Source organism: Catellatospora tritici (assembly GCF_019083965.1).
Taxonomy (GTDB): Bacteria; Actinomycetota; Actinomycetes; order Mycobacteriales; family Micromonosporaceae; genus Catellatospora; species Catellatospora tritici.
Genome location: NZ_JAHRCY010000011.1, coordinates 181,170 through 199,685 on the forward strand (window position 1 = coordinate 181,170; position 18,516 = coordinate 199,685).

General features: G+C 73.9%; 13 protein-coding genes and 1 pseudogene. 10 read left to right on the top strand and 4 right to left on the bottom strand.

Features of this window, described 5'->3' with window-relative positions; genetic code table 11:
- Positions 1 to 2 precede the first annotated feature (2 nt).
- From KUA19_RS25025 to KUA19_RS25040, 4 genes and pseudogenes are all read left to right on the top strand, one after another.
- Positions 3 to 3,647 carry an adenylate/guanylate cyclase domain-containing protein gene (locus KUA19_RS25025; RefSeq protein WP_217399576.1) on the top strand — a complete coding sequence of 1,215 codons (3,645 nt, stop codon included), beginning with the start codon at positions 3 to 5 and terminating at the stop codon, positions 3,645 to 3,647.
- Positions 3,648 to 3,650: 3 nt separating this feature from the next.
- A pseudogene (locus tag KUA19_RS25030) lies at positions 3,651 to 4,538 on the top strand (serine/threonine-protein kinase); the annotation flags it as partial.
- Positions 4,539 to 4,771: 233 nt separating this feature from the next.
- Positions 4,772 to 6,028 (top strand): carboxyl transferase domain-containing protein, encoded by a 1,257-nt coding sequence (locus KUA19_RS25035; RefSeq protein ID WP_217399580.1) that lies wholly within the window; start codon positions 4,772 to 4,774, stop codon positions 6,026 to 6,028.
- Entirely contained in the window at positions 6,025 to 8,046 is a 2,022-nt protein-coding gene (locus tag KUA19_RS25040) for an acetyl/propionyl/methylcrotonyl-CoA carboxylase subunit alpha (protein ID WP_217399582.1), read from the top strand. The genes KUA19_RS25035 and KUA19_RS25040 overlap by 4 nt, the downstream gene beginning before the upstream one ends.
- A gap of 510 nt (positions 8,047 to 8,556) precedes the next feature.
- On the opposite strand, the gene KUA19_RS25045 is transcribed toward KUA19_RS25040, so the two are convergent.
- Together KUA19_RS25045 and KUA19_RS25050 are read right to left on the bottom strand one after the other, a co-directional pair.
- Positions 8,557 to 9,723: a chaplin family protein gene (locus KUA19_RS25045; protein WP_217399584.1), complete on the bottom strand. Its 1,167-nt coding sequence runs from the start codon at positions 9,721 to 9,723 to the stop codon at positions 8,557 to 8,559.
- 258 nt (positions 9,724 to 9,981) lie between these two features.
- Positions 9,982 to 10,659, bottom strand: a complete 678-nt coding sequence (locus KUA19_RS25050) for a Crp/Fnr family transcriptional regulator (RefSeq protein WP_120317442.1) — start codon at positions 10,657 to 10,659, stop codon at positions 9,982 to 9,984.
- A 232-nt stretch (positions 10,660 to 10,891) separates the two neighbouring features.
- Between KUA19_RS25050 and KUA19_RS25055 the strand changes: the two genes are divergently transcribed.
- From KUA19_RS25055 to KUA19_RS25080, 6 genes are read left to right on the top strand one after another with little or no spacing between them, the layout of a single operon-like run.
- Entirely contained in the window at positions 10,892 to 12,118 is a 1,227-nt protein-coding gene (locus KUA19_RS25055; protein ID WP_217399730.1) for a CapA family protein, read from the top strand.
- A 10-nt stretch (positions 12,119 to 12,128) separates the two neighbouring features.
- The gene (gene nth / locus KUA19_RS25060) at positions 12,129 to 12,875 is read left to right on the top strand and encodes an endonuclease III (RefSeq protein WP_308167623.1); all 747 of its coding nucleotides are present in this window, start codon (positions 12,129 to 12,131) and stop codon (positions 12,873 to 12,875) included.
- Positions 12,872 to 13,450 (top strand): TlpA family protein disulfide reductase, encoded by a 579-nt coding sequence (locus tag KUA19_RS25065; RefSeq protein WP_217399586.1) that lies wholly within the window; start codon positions 12,872 to 12,874, stop codon positions 13,448 to 13,450. The genes nth and KUA19_RS25065 overlap by 4 nt, the downstream gene beginning before the upstream one ends.
- Positions 13,447 to 13,593 carry a hypothetical protein gene (locus KUA19_RS25070; RefSeq protein ID WP_217399588.1) on the top strand — a complete coding sequence of 49 codons (147 nt, stop codon included), beginning with the start codon at positions 13,447 to 13,449 and terminating at the stop codon, positions 13,591 to 13,593. Before KUA19_RS25065 ends, KUA19_RS25070 begins: the two co-directional genes overlap by 4 nt.
- A complete protein-coding gene (locus KUA19_RS25075) occupies positions 13,590 to 14,288 on the top strand; it encodes an NUDIX hydrolase (RefSeq protein ID WP_217399590.1) in 699 nt (232 codons plus the stop codon). Before KUA19_RS25070 ends, KUA19_RS25075 begins: the two co-directional genes overlap by 4 nt.
- 4 nt (positions 14,289 to 14,292) lie before the next feature.
- Positions 14,293 to 15,471, top strand: coding sequence for a MarP family serine protease (locus KUA19_RS25080; protein WP_217399592.1), 1,179 nt, complete (start codon positions 14,293 to 14,295; stop codon positions 15,469 to 15,471).
- 163 nt (positions 15,472 to 15,634) lie between these two features.
- On the opposite strand, the gene mycP is transcribed toward KUA19_RS25080, so the two are convergent.
- Both mycP and eccD read right to left on the bottom strand, forming a co-directional pair.
- Complete coding sequence (gene mycP, locus KUA19_RS25085; RefSeq protein ID WP_217399594.1) at positions 15,635 to 16,825, bottom strand: type VII secretion-associated serine protease mycosin; 1,191 nt, start codon at positions 16,823 to 16,825, stop codon at positions 15,635 to 15,637.
- 126 nt (positions 16,826 to 16,951) lie between these two features.
- Positions 16,952 to 18,400, bottom strand: coding sequence for a type VII secretion integral membrane protein EccD (eccD, locus tag KUA19_RS25090; RefSeq protein ID WP_217399596.1), 1,449 nt, complete (start codon positions 18,398 to 18,400; stop codon positions 16,952 to 16,954).
- Positions 18,401 to 18,516: the final 116 nt, after the last annotated feature.

The window sequence follows — 18,516 nt, forward strand, 5'->3', positions numbered from 1 at the left end:
CCATGACCTGCCCCGTCTGCGGGACCGTGCCGGTGCCGGCGGCCCGCTTCTGCCACCACTGCGGCGCGGCCCTGCCCGCGGCGGCGACCCTGCCCGCCACCGAGCGGCGGGTCGTCACCGTGCTCTTCGGCGACCTCTCCGACTTCACCTCGTGGTCGGAGGAACTGGACCCGGAGCGGGTCGGCGCGGTCACCGACCGCGTGCTGTCGGCGCTGGCCGGGGCGGTCAAGACGTTCGGCGGGCATGTGGACAAGCTGACCGGGGACGGCATCATGGCCGTCTTCGGCGCGCCGGTGGCGCATGAGGACGACGCCGAGCGGGCGGTGCGGGCCGCGCTGTCGATGCAGCGCGCGGTGCGCCGGGTGCTCGACGACGAGCGCGGCGGCAGCGCCCCGACCGGGCTGCGGCTCGGTATCAACACCGGACCGGTGGTGGCGGGTGTGCAGGCCGGGCTGGAGTACACGGTCATCGGCGACACCGTGAACACCGCCGCGCGGCTGGCCGACGCGGCCGCCGTCGGCGCTGTGTACGCGGGTGCGCGGACCGTCGCGGCGACCCAGTCCGTGGCGGGCTGGCGCACCCTGCGGCCGCTGCGGCTGAAGGGCAAGCGGGAGCCGGTCGAGACGTACGAGCTGCTGGGGCTGCACGACGCCCGGGGCAGCCGGGCCGGGCTGGGCGAGGAGGGACCGTTCGTCGGCCGCGAGGCCGAACTCGGCCGAGTCGCCGGACGTCTGGCCGAGGTCGTCGACCGCGACGAGCCCCGGGTGCTGGTATTCACCGCCGAGGCGGGCATCGGCAAGTCCCGGTTCGCCAGCGAGGTCGAGCGCTTCGCCAACGGGTACGAGGTGAGCGCGGGCCGCTTCGCCAGCCGTACCCAGGCGCGGGTGCTGTCGGTCCGCTGTGCCGCGTACGGCGAGCGCCGCCGCCTGGCGCCGCTGGCCGACCTGGTCCGCCTGGCCGTCGGCCTGCCCGCCGACCCGAACACCGCCGTCACCCGGCAGGTGGCCGAGGAGCGGCTGCGCCGCCTGACCACCCGGCTCACCCAGCGCAGCGAGCCCGGCCGCCCGGTCAACGTGGACGTCGACGCGCTGCTGGCGCTGCTCGGCTACGCCGACCCGACCGAGCTGGCCCAGTGGCACGGCGTGTCCGGGGACGACCCCGAGCAGCCCGGCCGGGAGACGGCCGTGCTCGCCGTCGCCGTGGCCCGGCTGCTCGACGCGCTGGCCACCGAGTCCCCGCTGGTCGTGATCGTGGACGACCTGCACGACGGCACCCCGGAGACCCTGGACGCGCTCGGCTTCGCGCTGGAGGAGCTGACCGGCCCGGCACTGGTGATCCTGCTGGGCCGCCCGGAGCTGGTGCGCCGGGCAGGGCAGCTGACCCGGGTCGCCGACGCCGAGGCGACGGCGCTGCCGCCGCTGCGCGGCGCGGACGCGGCCCGGTTGCTCACCGCGTACCTCAAGGGCGGGCGGTTGCCGCAGGCCGACGAGGACCGACTGCTCACCACCGCCCAGGGCAACCCGTTCTACCTGGCCGAACTGGTCACCCTGCTGATGGAGCGCGGGGCGCTGACCAAGGCCGGGGCGCAGCGTGGCCTGCCCGCCGCGCCGAACGCACCCGGTTGGCGGCTCACGCCCGGCTCACTGGACGCGACCCTGCTGTCCCGGGACCTGGCCGCGGTGCTCGCCGCGCGTATCGACGCGCTGCCCACCGAGGCCCGCGCGGTGCTGCGCGACGCCGCCGTCGTCGGCGACTCGGTGCCCGCCGGGGCGCTGGAGGCGCTACGCGAGCGCCGGTCCAGCCGCGACGGCCGCCCGGCCGCCGTGGTCGCGGTCGAGTTGGAACGCGCCGTCGACGAGTTGCTGCAGCGCCGGATGCTGCGCCGGGTGCGGGGCGCGTTCGCCTTCGCCACCCCGCTGCTGCGCGAGGCCGCGTACGCCGGGGTCGGCAAGGCCGATCTCGCCGACCGACACGCGTTCCTGGCCCGCTGGGCCGCGCCCGGCCAGACCCAGGTCACCGTCTCGTCCGGACGAACCGTGCCCGCGCTGACCGGGGTCACCGACGACGTGCGCGACTCGTTCGTGGCCGAGCACGCCGAGCGGGCCACTCGGCTGGCCGACGCGGTGCGGCTGCGCCCCGACGTGCCCGCCCGGCAGGTCGCGCCGCTGGGCGTGGCGGCACTGGGCCGGGCCGCGCGTCGGGCCGGGCAGGCGGGCGAACCCGCCGAGGCGGTGGCGTACGGCGAGCGCGCCGCGCGCCTGGCCCCCGGTGCCCTGCCCCTGCCCGACCGGCTGGTCCACGCCCGTTCGCTGCTGCAGTACGGCCGCATCGCCGAGGCGCTGCACGACGCCGAGAAGCTGATCGCCGACGCCGCCGAGGACCCCCGCGTGCGCGCGGGGGCGCTGCTGCTGGCCGGGCGGGGGCAGGTGGCGCAGGGCGATCCAGACCACGCATACCGGTCGTGGTCGGAGGCGTTGAAGACGGCCACCGACTCGGAGCTGCCCGGCGAGCGGGCCGAGGCGATGCGGCGGATGGGCATGGCCGACTTCCTCAGCGGACGGCTGGGCGACGCGTCGAGCCGGTTCGCCGGGGCGTACCAGATCGCGGTCAGCGCGGGCGACCGCAAGTCGCAGGCCTGGTCGCTGCAGAACCTGGCCTGGGTGACCACCACCCGGGGCGACTTCGCCGGGGCCGACGCGGCCCTGGCCCGCGCGGCGCGGCTGTTCGCCGAGACCCGCGACCCGGTGGGCCGGGCCTGGCTGCGCGGCACCACCGCGTTCGCCCGGCTGCTCGCGGGGCGGCTGACCGAGGCGCAGCGGCTGGCGCATGTGTTCCTGCCGTTCGGCGAGCGGGTCGGCGAGGCCTGGGCGGTCGGCACGTTGCGCGCCGTGGCCGCGTTCGCCGCCGCCGAACTGGGCGAACTCGGCGAGGCCGACCGGGAGGCGCGCCGCGCCTACCGCGACTTCGCCGCCGCCAAGGACGTCTGGGGGCGCGGGTTCGCGCTGGTGGCGCGCGGTGTCGTCGCGCGTGGACTGGGCGAGTACGGCCACGCCGAGGACCTGCTCGCCGAGGCGCTGGAAGAGGGTGAGAAGGTCGGGCACCCGCTGCTGGTCGGCATGGCCGGGACGGTACGCGGCTTCGTGGCGCTGGACCGGGGCGACTGCGCGGCCGCCGAGACCGACGCCCGCTCGGTGCTGACCATGGTCTCGCCGTACGGCGTGCTCGATCCGGCCCGGGTCGGCCCGCGCGCGCTGCTGGCCGCCGCCCGGCTGGGGGCCGGGGACGCGCCGATGGCGCTGCGGCTGCTCGCTCCGATCGCGGCCGCCCCGCACGGACCGTCCATGCTCTACTCCCGCCGCCAGGGCATCGCCCTCTACAGCGAGGCGCTGTTGGCCGACGGGCAGGTCGAGGCGGCGCTGACCGCGGCCGAGCTGGCCCAGTCGCTGCCCGCCGTCGACGTGCGCAGCCGGGTGCGCTCGGCGGTGGCGTACGCGAAGGTGCTGTCCGCGGCGGGCCGCGACGCCGAAGCCATCGAAGCCGCTGCCCAGGCGCGTACGTTGGCGGAGGGCACACAGCAGGCGAGCGAGCGCAGCGTTGCGTTGGCGACATGGGGTGCCGTGAGTGAAGGCCGAAGCGCTACCGTCTAGCGCGTGACTGACACCCCGCCAGCCGGGCCCAAGATTCCCGGACTCACCGATCTGTCGCTGCTCGCCGTCGGCGGCTACGCGACGATCTTCCGTGCGGTGCAGGGATCGGTGGGCCGCGAGGTGGCGGTCAAGATCGAGAACCGGACCATCGACTCGGACCGGGACCGGTCAAGGTTCCTGCGCGAGGCGCGGGCGGCGGGCAAGATGTCCGGGCACCCGCACGTGGCGGACCTGTTCGACGCCGGGGTGACCGAGGACAACCACCCATACCTGATCATGGAGTTGTACTCGGGGTCGTACCAGGACCGGATGCCGCTGCGCCCGCACGAGGTGCGCGACATCGGCGTGAAGATCGCCGACGCGCTGGCCGACGCGCACGAACGCGGTGTGGTGCACCGCGACGTCAAGCCCGCCAACATCCTGATCAGCGACTTCGGCGAGCCCGCGCTGGCCGACTTCGGCCTGGCCATCCTGGCCGAGCTGCGCGACCCCGACATCACCCTCGACGTGATGACCCCCGCGTACGCCCCGCCGGAGGCGTTCCGCCGCGCCGAGCCCGCTCCGCCCGGCGACGTCTACGCCCTCTGCGCCACCCTGTACGCCCTGCTGCGCGGCACCCCGCCCCGCTGGGAGCCGGACAGCCCGCCCGGCCTGCTCACCCTCATCGAGATGTTCGCGCTCCCGGTCCCCGACCTGCCCGACGTGCCGCCCGCCCTGTGCGAGGTGCTGCGCCAGGGCATGGACAACGACCCGGCCAACCGCCCCACCGCCCGCGCCCTCGAGGAACTCCTCGCCGCCGTCGACCTCGACGGCACCGACAGGTCAGCCGCACCCCGCAACGCCAATTCCGCCGCCGCCGACCAGCCCACGGTCCACGTCCCCCAGCAGCCCCAACGCCGCAGCGGCCTGGGCGCCTTCCTGGACAACCTCTTCGGTAGGTAGGCCCCCGCCCGTCCCCCGATCGGGTCCCACGGCCGCTGAGATCACCGCAGTTTCGGGGAAACTGCGGCTATCGAGCTGCGGATTTGTGCACTTTCCCCGAAACTGCACCCTCGCCGCCTCCGTGTCGGCAGCGTCGAATTACTCGTTGCTCTGGTGTCACCAAGCCGGAGAGCAGGTTCACCATGGCGACGCTCGACACCGCGCTGGACCCCCGCGCGCCCGCCTTCCTCGACAACCGGAGCACCGCCCAGGCCGCGCTGCGAGTGCTGGAGCAGGCGCACGGCCAGGCCCGCGACGGCGGCGGGGAGAAAGAGGTAACCCGCCACCACGCGCGCGGCAAACTATTGCCCCGGGAGCGGCTGGAACTGCTCGTGGACAGCGACACGGCCCTGTTGGAGCTGGCCGCGACGGCAGGCCGGGCCAGCGACGAGCCCGCCGGTGCGGGTCTGGTGACGGCCGTGGGCGTCATCGACGGCGTCGAATGCATGCTGGTCGCCAGCGATCCGACGGTACGCGACGGCGGCCCGGCCCAGACCGGTCGGCGCAAGCTGGCCCGCGCCGTCGAACTGGCTGGACGGCAGCTGCTGCCGCTGGTGCTGCTGCTGGAGGCGACGCCCGACGCGGGCCGCCCGGCCGCGCCCGACCCGGGCCTGGCGCAGCTGAGCCGCCTGGCCACGCCGGTGCTGTGTGCCGTGTTCGGGCCGCTGGACGCCTGGCTGGCGCCGCTGCCGGACCTGTCCGATCACGCGATCGTGGTGCGCGGACGGGCCGAGGCGGTGCGGGTGGACCTGGTCGCCGAGGACGACCGCGATGCCCTGCGGCTGCTGCGGCAGAGCGTACGGCGGTTGGTGACGTACCGGCCGGGGATTCCGGTCGCCGAGGGGGTGCCGCCCCGGTACGAGGCGGAGGAGCTGCTAGCCGTGGCCAGCGCCGACCCGGGCCGCCCGGCCGACGCGCGTGAGGTGCTGGCGCGGGTGCTCGACGGCTCCGACTTCGACGAGTTCCGCCCGCAGCAGGGGCCGGGACTGCTGGCTGGGTTCGGCGCGGTGCACGGGCACCGGGTTGCGGTGCTGGCCGGGACCGACACCGTGATCGACACCGGGTCGGCGGCCAAGGGTGCCGAGCTGGCCCGGCTGGCCGCGGCCGCCCGGATGCCGGTGCTGGTGCTGGCCAACCCGCCCGTGCCGGGACCGGACGACCACTCGGCGCTGCTGCTGCGCGAGCTGGGCCGGGCCGAGCGGATCACCGTGGTGCTCGGCGCGGAGCCGGGCGCGTGGGCGGTGGCCGGGCCGGGCTTCCGGTTCACCTGGCCGGTGGGCGACCTGTCGTCCGACCCGTACGACGGAGTGATCGATCCCCGCGACACCCGGACCGTGCTCGGCATCTGCCTGTCGGTGGTCGCCCGGTCCGCCCCCGCCGACCGAGAGGTGACGCCATGATCCGTCGACTGCTGGTGGCCAACCGGGGCGAGGTGGCCCGGCGCATCTTCGCGACCTGTCGCGCGGTCGGCGTCGAGACGGTGGCGGTCTACTCCTCGGCCGACGCCGACGCGCCGTATGTGGCCGAGGCCGACTACGCGGTGCAGCTGCCCGGGTCGGCGCCGAGCGCGACGTACCTGCGCGGCGACCTGATCGTCGCGGCGGCCCGCAAGACCGGCGCGGACGCGATCCACCCGGGCTACGGCTTCCTGGCCGAGAACGCCGACTTCGCGGCGATGGTCACCGACTCCGGGCTGACCTGGGTCGGCCCGCCCGCGAAGATCATCTCAGTGATGGCCTCGAAGATCGACGCGAAGCTGCTGCTGGCCGAGGCCGAGGTGCCGGTGCTGCCGAGCTGGACCGACCCGACCGCCGTCGACGAGTTTCCGGTGCTGGTCAAGGCCGCGATCGGCGGCGGTGGTCGGGGCATGCGCATCGTGCGCGACGCCGACTCGCTCGGCGAAGCCGTCTCCTCGGCCCGCCGCGAGGCGTTCGGCGCCTTCGGCGACTCGACCGTCTTCTGTGAACGGTACGTCGAGCAGGCCCGGCACATCGAGGTGCAGATCGCCGCCGACGAGCACGGCAACACCATCACCCTGGGCGAGCGCGAGTGCTCCATCCAGCGGCGACACCAGAAGATCATCGAAGAGGCGCCGTCCCCGGCCGTCTCACCCGAGCTGCGCGAGAACCTGTGCGCGGCCGCCGTCGCGGTCGCCGAAGCCATCGGGTACGTCGGCATCGGCACCGTCGAGTTCCTGCTCAGCCCCGAGGGCGAGTTCTACTTCCTGGAGATGAACACCCGGCTGCAGGTCGAGCACCCGGTCACCGAGCTGGTCACCGGCCTCGACCTGGTCCGCCTGCAACTGTTCCTGGCCGAGGGCGGCCAGCTGCCGTTCCCGAGCGCGCCGCCCATGCGCGGGCACGCCATCGAGGTCCGGCTGTGCGCCGAGGACCCGGCCAGCAACTGGCTGCCCGCCACCGGCCAGGTGCACCTGTTCGAGGTGCCCGAGGTGTCCGGCCGGTTCCGACCGATGCTCCAGCCGGGCATCCGCGTCGACTCCGGTATCGAGGCCGGTTCCGTGGTCGGTGTGCACTACGACTCGATGCTCGCCAAGATCGTCGCCTGGGCGCCGACCCGCTACGAAGCGGCCCGCATGCTCGCCGGGGCGCTGGCCCGGACCCGCATCCACGGCCTGATCACCAACCGCGACCTGCTGGTACGCGTGCTGCGCCACCCGGCCTTCCTCACCGGCCAGATCGACACCGGCCTGCTCGACCGCCAGCCCGAAGTGTTCGCCCCGCTGCTGTCCTCCGTCGAGGCCGTCCGCCTGAGCTGCCTCGCCGCCGCGCTCGCCGCCGCGGCGCAACGCCGCGCCCAAGCCCCCCTCCAGCGCGGCATCCCGTCCGGCTGGCGCAACGTTCCCACCGTCGCCCAGACCGTCGTGTACGACGGCCCCGCCGGCCCGGTCGAAGTCGGCTACCGCCTCGACGGCACCGGCGCGCTGGCGCAGTGGTGGGTGCGCGCGGTCGACCCGGAGGAGCTCGACCTGGCCGGGCTCGGGCAGGTCGGCGTGCTCGACGACCACCCGCCTGTCGCCGTGGTCTCGGCCACCGGCGACGACGTGGTGCTCGACGTCGCCGGCATCCGGTTGGCGCTGCAGGTGCACCGCGTCGGCGAGATGTCGTACGTCGACAGCGCCGAGGGCTCGCTCGCGCTGCGGCGGCTGCCGCGCTTCCCGTTGCCTGTACAGGAGCTGGAGGAGGGTGCGCTGACCGCCCCGCTGCCCGGCGCGGTCGGCCGGGTGCTGGTCGCCCCCGGCCAGCGCGTCGGCGCTGGCGACCTGCTGCTGACCCTGGAGGCGATGAAGCTGGAGCACCCGGTGCACGCCCCGGCCGACGGCATCGTCGCCCAGGTCACCGTCCGCCCCGGCGCCCTGGTCGCCACCGGCGCCCTCCTCGCCGTCCTCACCCCCGCCTGACCCCGAGGTAAGGAAGGGCCCCTTCTTATCGCTTTGCGTAGAAGAAGGGGCCCTTCTTGACGCGCTCCCAGCGCGCAGATGCCACGCGCCATGCGCTGACGAACGCGCTGGGCCGGGCGAGCGCGGGCCGGGCGAGCGCGGGCCGGGCGAGCGTGCAGTTTCGGGGAAACTGCACGAATCCGGCCCATGATTCCAGCACTTTCCCCGAAACCGTCGCCATGCCCGGGTGCCCGGGTGCGGGGTGCGGGTGTCGGGTGCTCGGGCGGGGGAAAGGGACGTCCCCCGGGAAGCGGGCCGGATGGGTAGCCCGTCCTCGGGGGACGTCGGGTGGTGCGGGTACCGCGTGCGGACTACTCAGCGAAAGGGGCCCGTACGCATAGAACGTGGCGAGAGGCCATGTTCGTTGTCCGGCCTGCCCGCCGAGCCAGGCGGTGCAGTGTTTTGCCTGGTCGGTCCGGAAGCGACGGGAGAGAGTCGTTCGGGGCCGGGCTCGGCGGGCAGGGCCGGGGTCTACTGCTGCGCCGAGGCGCCGCCGACGCTCCACGCGGCCGCGTCGCCGAGCACGCCGACGGCCACGCTGCTCACGTTGACCGGCACCTGGATCGGCGCGTACACCTGGGTGCCGTTGAGGATGCCGTGGTTGCCCGCGCTGAGCAGGTTCACGTCGTGGTCGTGCCGGGCGTGACGGCCGTGGTCGTCACGGTGGTTGTGGTCGGTGCACGGCCGGGGCCGCGGGCGCGGGGTCGGGTGGTGGCCGTTGCCGCCACCACCGCCGCCGCCCGGGTGGGTGCCCGTGCCGCCGCCGGTGCCGCCGCTGCTGTGGTCGACGTCGTCGCTCTCGGTGGCGAAGCGGTCGACGGTGCCGACCGAGTCCAGGGCGTCGAGGTCGATGGCGTCGGCGCCGGTCGCGGCGCGCTGGCCGCCGGTCAGGCCGCCGAGCAGCGGGCCGACCAGGGGCAGGCCGTTGCCGAGGCCGCCACTGGTGAGGCCGCCGACCACGGGCAGGCTGCCCAGGCTTCCCACCAGCGGCAGGCCGCCGCTGGTCAGGTCGCCGACGAGCGGGAGACCGCCGTTGGCGAGGCCGCCGACCAGGGGCAGGTTGCCGACCACGGGCAGGTTGCCGACCAGCGGCAGGCCCTCGGTGGGGGCGGACTCGCGGCCGCCGTACCCGTCGTGGTCGTGGTGGCCGCAGCCGCAGTTGTGACCGTGGCCCTGGTCGGGCCGAGGCCGGGGACGCGGGGTCGGGTAGTGGCCGGGAGTCGGGTGGTGGCCCGGCTGCTCGGCGGAGGCGCCGCCCTCGCAGAACGCCACCGCGGATCCGAGCACACCCGCGGCCACGCCGCAGACATTGATCGGGGCCTGGATCGGGGCGAAGACCTGGGTGCCGTTCAGGATGCCGTGGTTGCCGGTGCTGATCAGGTGCGCGTCGTAGACGCCTTCCAGCTCGGCGGCGCTGCCGCCCTCGCAGCCGGCCAGCGCGTCACCGGCGACGCCGACGGCCACGCCGCACAGGTTGATCGGCGCCTGGATCGGAGCGAAGACCTGGGTGCCGTTCAGGATGCCGGTGTTGCCGGCACTGATGACACTGGCCTCGGCGTAAGCCGCGGTGCCGGTGGCCATGACCGCGCCGGCGGTGAGCGCACCGGCCTTCAGGGAACGTCGAACCCACGTGTTCATAGTGGTGAGGACCTCTTTCGATCGTCGGAGTCGTTCCGACAGACCGATCGAGGCGGCGTGAGAGGTGGTCCCTTGTCCCGGGCAGGGGCGCTGGGTCACCGCACGATCGGTCACTGTGGACACGTCTAGCCGCGCGCAATTTGCGAGGTTCGCGACCACTCGGACCAACGAGGTCTACCCAGGGGCTGACGTGTCAGGGACAGGTTCCCGACACTTCAGCGATACTATATGCCCGATTTTAGCCCGTTTTGGTATGACTCAGACGCGGGCGCGCCGAGCCAGCCGCTCCGGGTCCAGGATGATCACGCTCTTGCCGTCCAGCCGCAGCCAGCCCCGCGAGGCGAAGTCGGCCAGCGCCTTGTTGACGGTCTCCCGGGAGGCGCCGACGAGCTGCGCCAGCTCCTCCTGGGTGAGGTCGTGGGTCACCCGGAGCACGCCGCCGTCGCGGGTGCCGAACCGGCCTGCCATCTGCAGCAGGTTCTTGGCCACGCGGCCGGGCACGTCGGTGAAGATGAGGTCGGCCAGCGCGTCGTTGGTGCGGCGCAGGCGCCGGGCGAGCACGCGCAGCAGCTGCTCGGCGATCTCCGGGCGGTTGTTCAGCCAGGGGCGCAGCGCCTGCTTGCGCAGCCGGGCCAGGCGCACGTCGGTGACGGCGGTGGCGGTCGCGGTGCGCGGGCCGGGGTCGAACAGGGACAGCTCGCCGAGCATGTCCGACGGCCCCATCACGGAGACCAGGTTCTGTCGGCCGTCGGCGGCGCGGCGACCCAGCTTGATCTTGCCGGAGAGTACGATGTAGAGGCTGTCGCCCGGCTCACCCTCGTTGAACACGATCTCGCCCTTGCGGATCTCGATCGTCTCCATTTCGCGGGCAAGCGCCTCCGCGGCCTCCGGGTCGACACCCTGGAAGATTCCGCTGCGAGCCAGCACCTCGTCCATCGCCATACCTCCATCGGCGCGGGGTGCGTGGGACCGCCATACGCCGCGCGAGGTCAGTCTAGGCGCAACCGGTCTCCAACCGGACGCCAACCCCCAGAATCCGCTTCGGTCGACCGATGCCGCAGGTGGCGCGCCGCGGGTAGAGTCCCCGGCGATGTCGACAGAGCCCCTCACCCCTGCTGACCTGCCCGCCCCCGACAGCCAGCCCGTCACCCCAATCGCTGTGACGACCATGGATGTTCGACCGTCGGTGTCGACGCGGTTGCGGAACGTGCTGCGCGCCCGCCCCGGCGCCTCGGCGGCGGGTGGAGTCGTGCTTCTTGTCACAGTGATCGGCCTGGTGGTGACCGCCACAAACTCGTCGGCCGAAGTCGGCCAGTGGCACGACCCGGTCGTCGCCGCCCCGCCCGCGAGCGCGTCGGCCGCCGCGCCGACGACGGGCAAGACCATCAGCCTCTCCGCCACCGGCGACATCGTCATGGGCGACGCGCCGGGCAAGCTGCCGCCCAACGACGGCAGGGGCTACTTCGACAAGGTCAAGTCGCTGCTGCCCGCCGATGTGGTGATGGGCAACCTGGAGCAGCCGATCACCGACGAGACCGGCACCGGCAAGTGCCCCCGCCCCGTCGCCAACCCGACCCCGGCCAGTCCGGCCCCGGGCGCCAGCCCGAGCCCGAAGAACAACTGCCACCAGTTCCGGGTGCCGCCGTCGTACGCGGGACATCTCAAGGACGCCGGGTTCAACCTGCTGAACATGGCCAACAACCACGGCAAGGACTACGGCACCGCGGGCTATGCCAACACCCAGCGGTCGCTGGAGAAGTTCGGGCTCAGGCACACCGGCGAGACCAACGAGATCACGATCGTGGAGGTCGACGGGGTCAAGGTGGCGGTGCTGGGCTTCTCGTCGTACTCGGGGAACAACAGTCTGCTCAACCTCACCTCGGCCAAGAAGGTCGTGTCCCAGGCGGCGGCGAAGGCCGACATCGTGGTGGTGCAGGTGCACATGGGCGCCGAGGGCGGCGACAAGAGTCATGTGCGGCCGGGCACGGAGTTCTTCCTGGGCGAGAACCGGGGCGACCCGATGAAGTTCGCCCGCGCGGTGATCGACGCCGGGGCCGACCTGATCATCGGGCACGGGCCGCACGTCGTGCGCGGGCTGGAGTTCTACAAGGGGCGGCTGATCGCGTACAGCCTGGGCAACTTCGCCGGGGGCGGGGCGCTGAGCAGCGGGGACCGGGTCGGCTGGGGCGGCGTGCTCACCGTGTCGCTGAACCCGGACGGCAGCTTCGCCTCGGGCCGGTTCCGGTCGACCTACTTCTCCGGGTCGTACGGCATTCCGCAGCCCGACAAGGACGAGCGTGCGCTCAAGCTGATGAAGCAGATGACCGAGCAGGATTTCGGCGCGAACGGAGCGCGCGTCTCCGCCGACGGGTCGATCGCGGCACCCGCGACGTAGGCTCTCTGCCGTGGCAGCGGTGAAGCCTGAGACCGAACTGGGGCGCAAGCGGCGCGTGCGCAGGATGGCGCGCGAGCTGGCGCTGATCCACCCCGACGCGCACTGCGAGCTGGACTTCACCACGCCGCTGGAGCTGGCCGTCGCCACCATCCTGTCCGCCCAGTGCACCGACGTGCGGGTGAACCTGACCACCCCGGCCCTGTTCGCCAAGTACCGCACCGCGGCCGACTACGCCGGGGCGGACCGGGTCGAGCTGGAGGAGATGATCCGGCCGACCGGCTTCTTCCGGAACAAGACCGAGTCGCTGATGGGGCTGGGTCGGGGCCTGGTCGAGCGGTTCGACGGCGAGGTGCCCAGCACGCTCGAGCAGCTGGTCACCCTGCCCGGCATCGGCCGCAAGACCGCCAACGTCGTGCTCGGCAACGCGTTCGGCAAGCCGGGGATCACCGTGGACACGCACTTCCAGCGGCTGGTCAACCGGTGGGGCTGGACCGACGAGAGCGACCCGGTCAAGATCGAGCACGCGGTCGGGGCACTGGTCGAGAAGCGCGACTGGACCATGCTGTCGCACCGGGTGATCTTCCATGGACGGCGGGTGTGCCACGCCCGCAAGCCCGCCTGCGGGGCCTGCCCGCTCGCGCCGATGTGCCCGTCGTACGGCACCGGTCCGACCTCGCCGCTGGAGGCGGCCAAGCTGCTCAAGGGCCCGCGCGCGCCGGAGATCGCCGCGCTGGCCGGGATCGGGGTCACCGCGTGAGGCGCGTGCTGACCGGGCTGGCAGCCCTGTCGCTGCTGGCCGGGTGCACCGGGTCCCCGCCGCCGGACGAGCCGGTGCCGCAGCCGTTCGCCGCCTGCGCGCCGTACGGCCCGGCCGACCCGTCCCGCCCGTCCCCGCCCGCCTCGGGGCAGCCCCGGCCGAAGACCGTCGCGCTGCCCGACCTCGACCTGGATTGCATGGCCGGTGGCCAGCAGGTCAACCTCGCCGCCTTGCGGGGCCCGCTGGTGATCAACGTATGGGCCACCTACTGCGGCCCGTGCCGCACCGAGCTGCCCGCCCTGCAGCGCCTGGCCGACTCCGGCCGGGTGCCGGTGCTGGGCGTCGTGGGCCGCGACACCCGCGACAACGCCTCCTGGCTGGCCGACGACCTCAAGATCAGCATGCGCACCCTGTTCGACGAGGACGGCCGTCTGCTGGCCGGACTCGGTCTGATCGGCATGCCGCTGACCCTGTTCGTCGGCGCCGATGGCCGCGCCACCGTCTACCACGGGACGGCGCTGACCGACGAGAGCCTCGACACCCTGGTCAAGCAGCACTTCGGCGCCGCCGCATGAGCGCCCGCAGCGACGGGCCCATCGACCGAGCCGCGGCCGGGGCACTCGCGAAGATCGCCGCAGGGCGCGGCGCCATGGCAGACGGACTCGGCGACGCGGCCATGGAAGCGCAGCCGCTCGGCCTGCTCGGGGAGGCGACGTGAGCCGTACGCCGCCGCAGTGGCTGGAGCCGCTGCTGACGAACCTGGGCAAGGCCAGCGCCGTCGACTTCACCCGCATCCCCACGCCCGAGGACGGCGGCCGCCCGGCGGCGGTGCTGATCCTGCTGGCCGACGAGCACGAACCCGGCGCCGGACCCGATGTGCTGATCATGCAGCGCGCCGCGACCCTGCGTACCCACGCCGGACAGCCCGCCTTCCCCGGCGGCGCGGTCGAGCCGCAGGACACCGACGCGTCCGCCACCGCGCTGCGCGAGGCGCAGGAGGAGGTCGGGCTCGACCCCGACAGCGTCACCGTGCTGGCCGAGTTGCCGACCCTGTGGATCCCGGTCACCGACTTCCTGGTCACCCCGGTGCTGGCCTGGTGGCATGCGCCGCACCCGGTCGGGGCGCACCAGCCGGAGGAGGTCGCCCACGTGGCCCGGCTGCCGCTGGCCGAACTCGCCGACCCCGTCCACCGGGTGCGGGTGCGCCACCGCAGCGGCTGGATCGGCCCGGCCTTCCACGCCCGCGGCATGCTGGTCTGGGGTTTCACCGCCGGGGTGCTGTCGACGCTGCTGGATCTCGGCGGCTGGGCCCGGCCGTGGGACACCAGCCGGGTCGAGAGCCTGCCGGAGGTGGTGGTGCCGCCACACGTCACTCCGGTTAGTGGCAACCCCGATCCCCCTTCCGTAGGCTGAACCGATGTCGGTCGTCGACGTAGTCCTGCTAGCCCTGCTGCTGCTCTTCGGTATGAGCGGCTACCGACAGGGCTTCGTCGTGGGCGTGCTCTCCTTCGCCGGCTTCTTCGGCGGCGCCCTGCTCGGCCTGCAACTCGGCCCGCTGGCCGCCGGTCTGGTCTCCGACGGCGCGCTGAAGCTCGTCGTCTCTCTGATCGCCGTGTTCGGGCTGGCCGTGCTCGGCCAGTCGTTGGCGGGCTGGTGGGGCGGCAAGGTGCGCCGGGCGATCACCAACCCGGCCGGGCAGACCGTGGACGACCTGGGCGGCGCCGTCGTGTCGGTGCTCGCCGTGGCGGTCGTGGCCTGGTTGGTCGCGGTGCCGCTCAGCGACGCCGGGCAGCCGTGGCTGGCCAAGGCGGTCCGCAACAGCATGGTGCTCGGCGTCATCGACAAGGTCATGCCCGGCGAGGCGAAGAACCTGACCGAGGCGCTGCGCGAGACCGTCGACACCAACGGCTTCCCCGAGGTCTTCGGCGACCTGGTGCCCACCCGGGTCAAGGAGGTGCCCGCGCCCGACCCGAAGCTGGCCGGCTCGCAGATCGTGCTCAACGCCAAGAAGTCCGTGGTCAAGGTGCTGGGCAGCGCCCCGAGCTGCAGCCGCCGCATCGAGGGCTCCGGGTTCGTGTTCGCCAACGAGCACGTGATGACCAACGCGCACGTGGTCGCGGGCACCAAGACCATCCGGGTGGAGGTCAACGGGGCGCGGCTGAACGGCAAGGTCGTCGTGTACGACCCCGAGCGCGACCTCGCCGTGATCCACGTGCCGGAGCTGTCCGCGCCGGTGATGCGGTTCGCCAACTCGCCCGCCCGCACCGGCTCCGACGCGATCGTGCTGGGCTACCCGCTGGACGGACCGTACAACGCGCAGTCGGCGCGCATCCGCGATGTCGGCGACATCACCGGACCCGACATCTACGAGGACGGCACGGTGACCCGCGAGGTCTACACCATCCGCGGTCTGGTGCGCAGCGGCAACTCCGGCGGCCCGTTGGTCTCCGCTGACGGGCAGGTGCTCGGCGTGATCTTCGCGGCCGCCGCGGATGACCCGAACGTCGGCTACGCGGTCACCGCCGACGAGGCCAGCACCGTCGCCCTGATGGGCCGTACCCGCACCAACGCCGTCGGCACCGGCAAGTGCGCCTGACCCTGCCCGGGGGTTCGGTTGGCGGCGGGTGCCGGTGAGGTTTTCCGGCAGTTTCGGGGAAACTGTTGGAATCTTGGGCCGCTTTCGTGCAGTTTCCCCCAAACTGCACCCTCAATCGCGGCACGCGGCGCGCGCCGCCCGGGGCGTGGCGCACGGGCGCGGGTCAGTCGCGGGGGCGGCTGAGGCGGCGTAGGAGGGTGAGGGTGCCGCCGACCAGGAGGACCACGCCCGTCACGGCGACGGTCAGGCCTCGGCGGCCCGGGGCGGGCACGGGGCGGCCGGGCGTGGGCGGTCCTGCTTCCGGGGTGGGCGAGGGCTCCGGGCTGACGCCGGGGGCGGCGCCGAACCCGGCCCGTCCGGGTGGGGGCACCGAGTCCAGCCGGTTGCTCTCCACCGGGGCGACGTCCTCGGTCAGCGCGGCGACGGGGTCGACCAGGCCGAAGCCGTACTGCTCGTCGCGGCCCGGTGCGCCGAGGTCCTGCGCGGTGGCGGTCAGGCGCTCGACGACGTCCGCCGCCGACATGTGCGGGAAGCGGGACCGCACCAGGGCGGCCGTGGCCGACACGAGCGGCGCGGCGAAGCTGGTGCCCTGCACCCGCCAGTAGCCGCCCGGCCGGGCGCCGACCAGGTCGGTTCCCGGCGCGGCCAGCACCGCCTGTTCGCCGGTGAGCGAACCCTGCCACAGGCTGTGTTGCACGCCGGGGCTGACCGCGGTGACGGCCAGCACGCCGGGCTCGCGGGCCGGATACCAGACGTCGGAGGGCCCGTCCGGGCTGACGTTGCCGACGCAGGCCACCACGACCACGTCCCGCGCGAACGCGTAGTCGATGGCCTCGGCCAGGGCGTCGCTGGCGGCGCCACCGCCCAGCGACAGGTTGATCACTCGGGCGCCGTGGTCGACGGCCCAGCGCACGCCCTCGGCGACGACATGCGCGTCGTCGTAGCGGTTCTCGGCGTCGAGCACCCGTACCGGGAGGATCTTGGCGGCGGGGGCCAGGCCGACGACGCCGCGGTTGTCGTCGTCGCGGCCCGCGATCAGTGCCGCCACGGTGGTGCCGTGGCCGACCCGGTCGTCGCTGCCGTCACCGTGCTTGGCCACCAGGTCTATCCCGGTCAGCACCTGCCCGTTCAGGTCCGGATGATGCGCCGACACGCCGGAGTCGATCACCGCGACGGTGACGTTCTCGCCCCTGGACAGCTTCCAGGCGTCGGGGGCGTCCAGGGTGCGCAGCTGCCACTGGTCGTTGCGGACCGAGTCGCGGGAGGCACGCAGCGCCCCGGCGCGGTCGACCGTGAACGAGTCGGAGGTGGCCGGTGCCGCCGCGGTCAGCGACAGACCCGCCACGACCAGCATGAAGACTCCGGACACACGAAGCAGCGCCGTCGCTGGGTTACGCGGCACGGCGCTGCGGTCGGTGGAAGGGCGTCTGGGCACAGTGCCGCCATTCTCACACGCGCCTCGTCGATGCCGGAAGAAATGTCAGGCGGCCCAGCTCTGAATCAGCCCGTAGAGACCGAGCACCCAGGCCGCCACCGGCACCACCGAGATCACCACGAGCAGATCGAACAGATCCGCGGCGCGGCCGACGTACGGCGAGGGCGAGCGCCGCGACCAGGTCTGCCCGGCCAGGACCACCACCAGCGCCAGCAGCACCGCGCCGACGGCGAAGAAGGCACGCGGCCCGCCGTCGGCCAGCCACACCGCCGCGCCCAGCAGCAGCACGTGGCCGAGCAGGCCCGCCGCGATCAGCGGGGTGCGCTGGCGCACCGTCACGAACAGCCGCGAGCGCAGCAGCAGCGCCGTCGCGGCGACCGCGACCAGCACCCGCCCGGCCAGCCCGCCCACGGTCACCAGCACCAGGCTGGCCCCGGCCATCAGCACCGTGTATCCCATGAGCATGCCGGTCAGCAGCTCCTCCGAGCGCGCCACCGCCGCGAAGACGCGGGACCGGTCGGGCAGCCCCGCGTTGCCACCGCGCCGCTGGTACGGGCTCTCCGCCTCGCCGGGCGCCCGCAGTTGCGTCACCGACGGCACCGGCACCTTGCCGAACCGGATCGCCAGCACCGGCACCAGCCCGATGCCGCAGACCAGCGCGCTGACCAGCACCGCCGCCGAACCGGCCGCGCCGAGCGAGCCCAGCAGCGCGGTCAGCGCGCCGAGCAGGCCCGCGGTGCCGCCCGCGGTGAACACGCGCAGCCCGTGGCCGACACCGGCGGCGCCGAGCACCGCGAACAGCAGCACCGCCACGCAGCCGACCAGCAGCTGCCCCGCGCCGAGCCAGCCGCCCGCGCCGAAGAAGCCGCCGGGGCCGTCGCCGCCGAGCACCAGCGCACCACCGGCGAACGCGTACGGCAGGGCGAACCCGGCCAGCGCGCTGCCCGCGACGCCGTCGCCGTACGCCCGCGACGCCAGCACGCCGCCGACCAGCAGCAGCGCCGCCACGGTCAGGCCCAGGTAGCCGCCGGGGGTCCACAGGGGACCGCCGCGCAGCAGCGCCAGCACGCCCGCGACCAGCAGCACGCCCGCCCCGGCCAGGGTGGCGGTGCGGGTCGCGGCCGGGGTCCAGGCGGCGCCGCGGCGCCGGGCGCCCTCGGCGATCGCCTCGACGACGTCGTCGTATTCCAGCTCGGGCCACTCCGCGTGCGCGGCGACCAGGTGCAGCAGCTCACCGTCGCGGACCGCCTGCTGGTTGAGCGACTTGCCCTCGTCCAGCGGAGATCCGTCGCCGCGGCGCAACAACCAGCCGCCGTGCTGCTCCCCGTCGTCGGCCAGGCCCATCCCGGCGTGGCGCAGCAGGTCGGGCAGCAGTTCGGCCAGCGGCACCTGCTCCGGCAGCGCCACGTCGACGCGGCGGTGCGGCGTGTGCACGGTGACCCGGGCGAGTCCGGCGGCCGAGGGCGTCGTGGCGGCGGTCGAGGGGTAGCTCACCCGGTACGTCTACCACGTTGTGCCGCAACGCGTCACCCCGTACCGGTCGCTGTCCACACCGGCGCAGCGGAAGTGAGCGGCAGCGATTAACCTGTGGTGCGTCAGCGCCTGGGGGA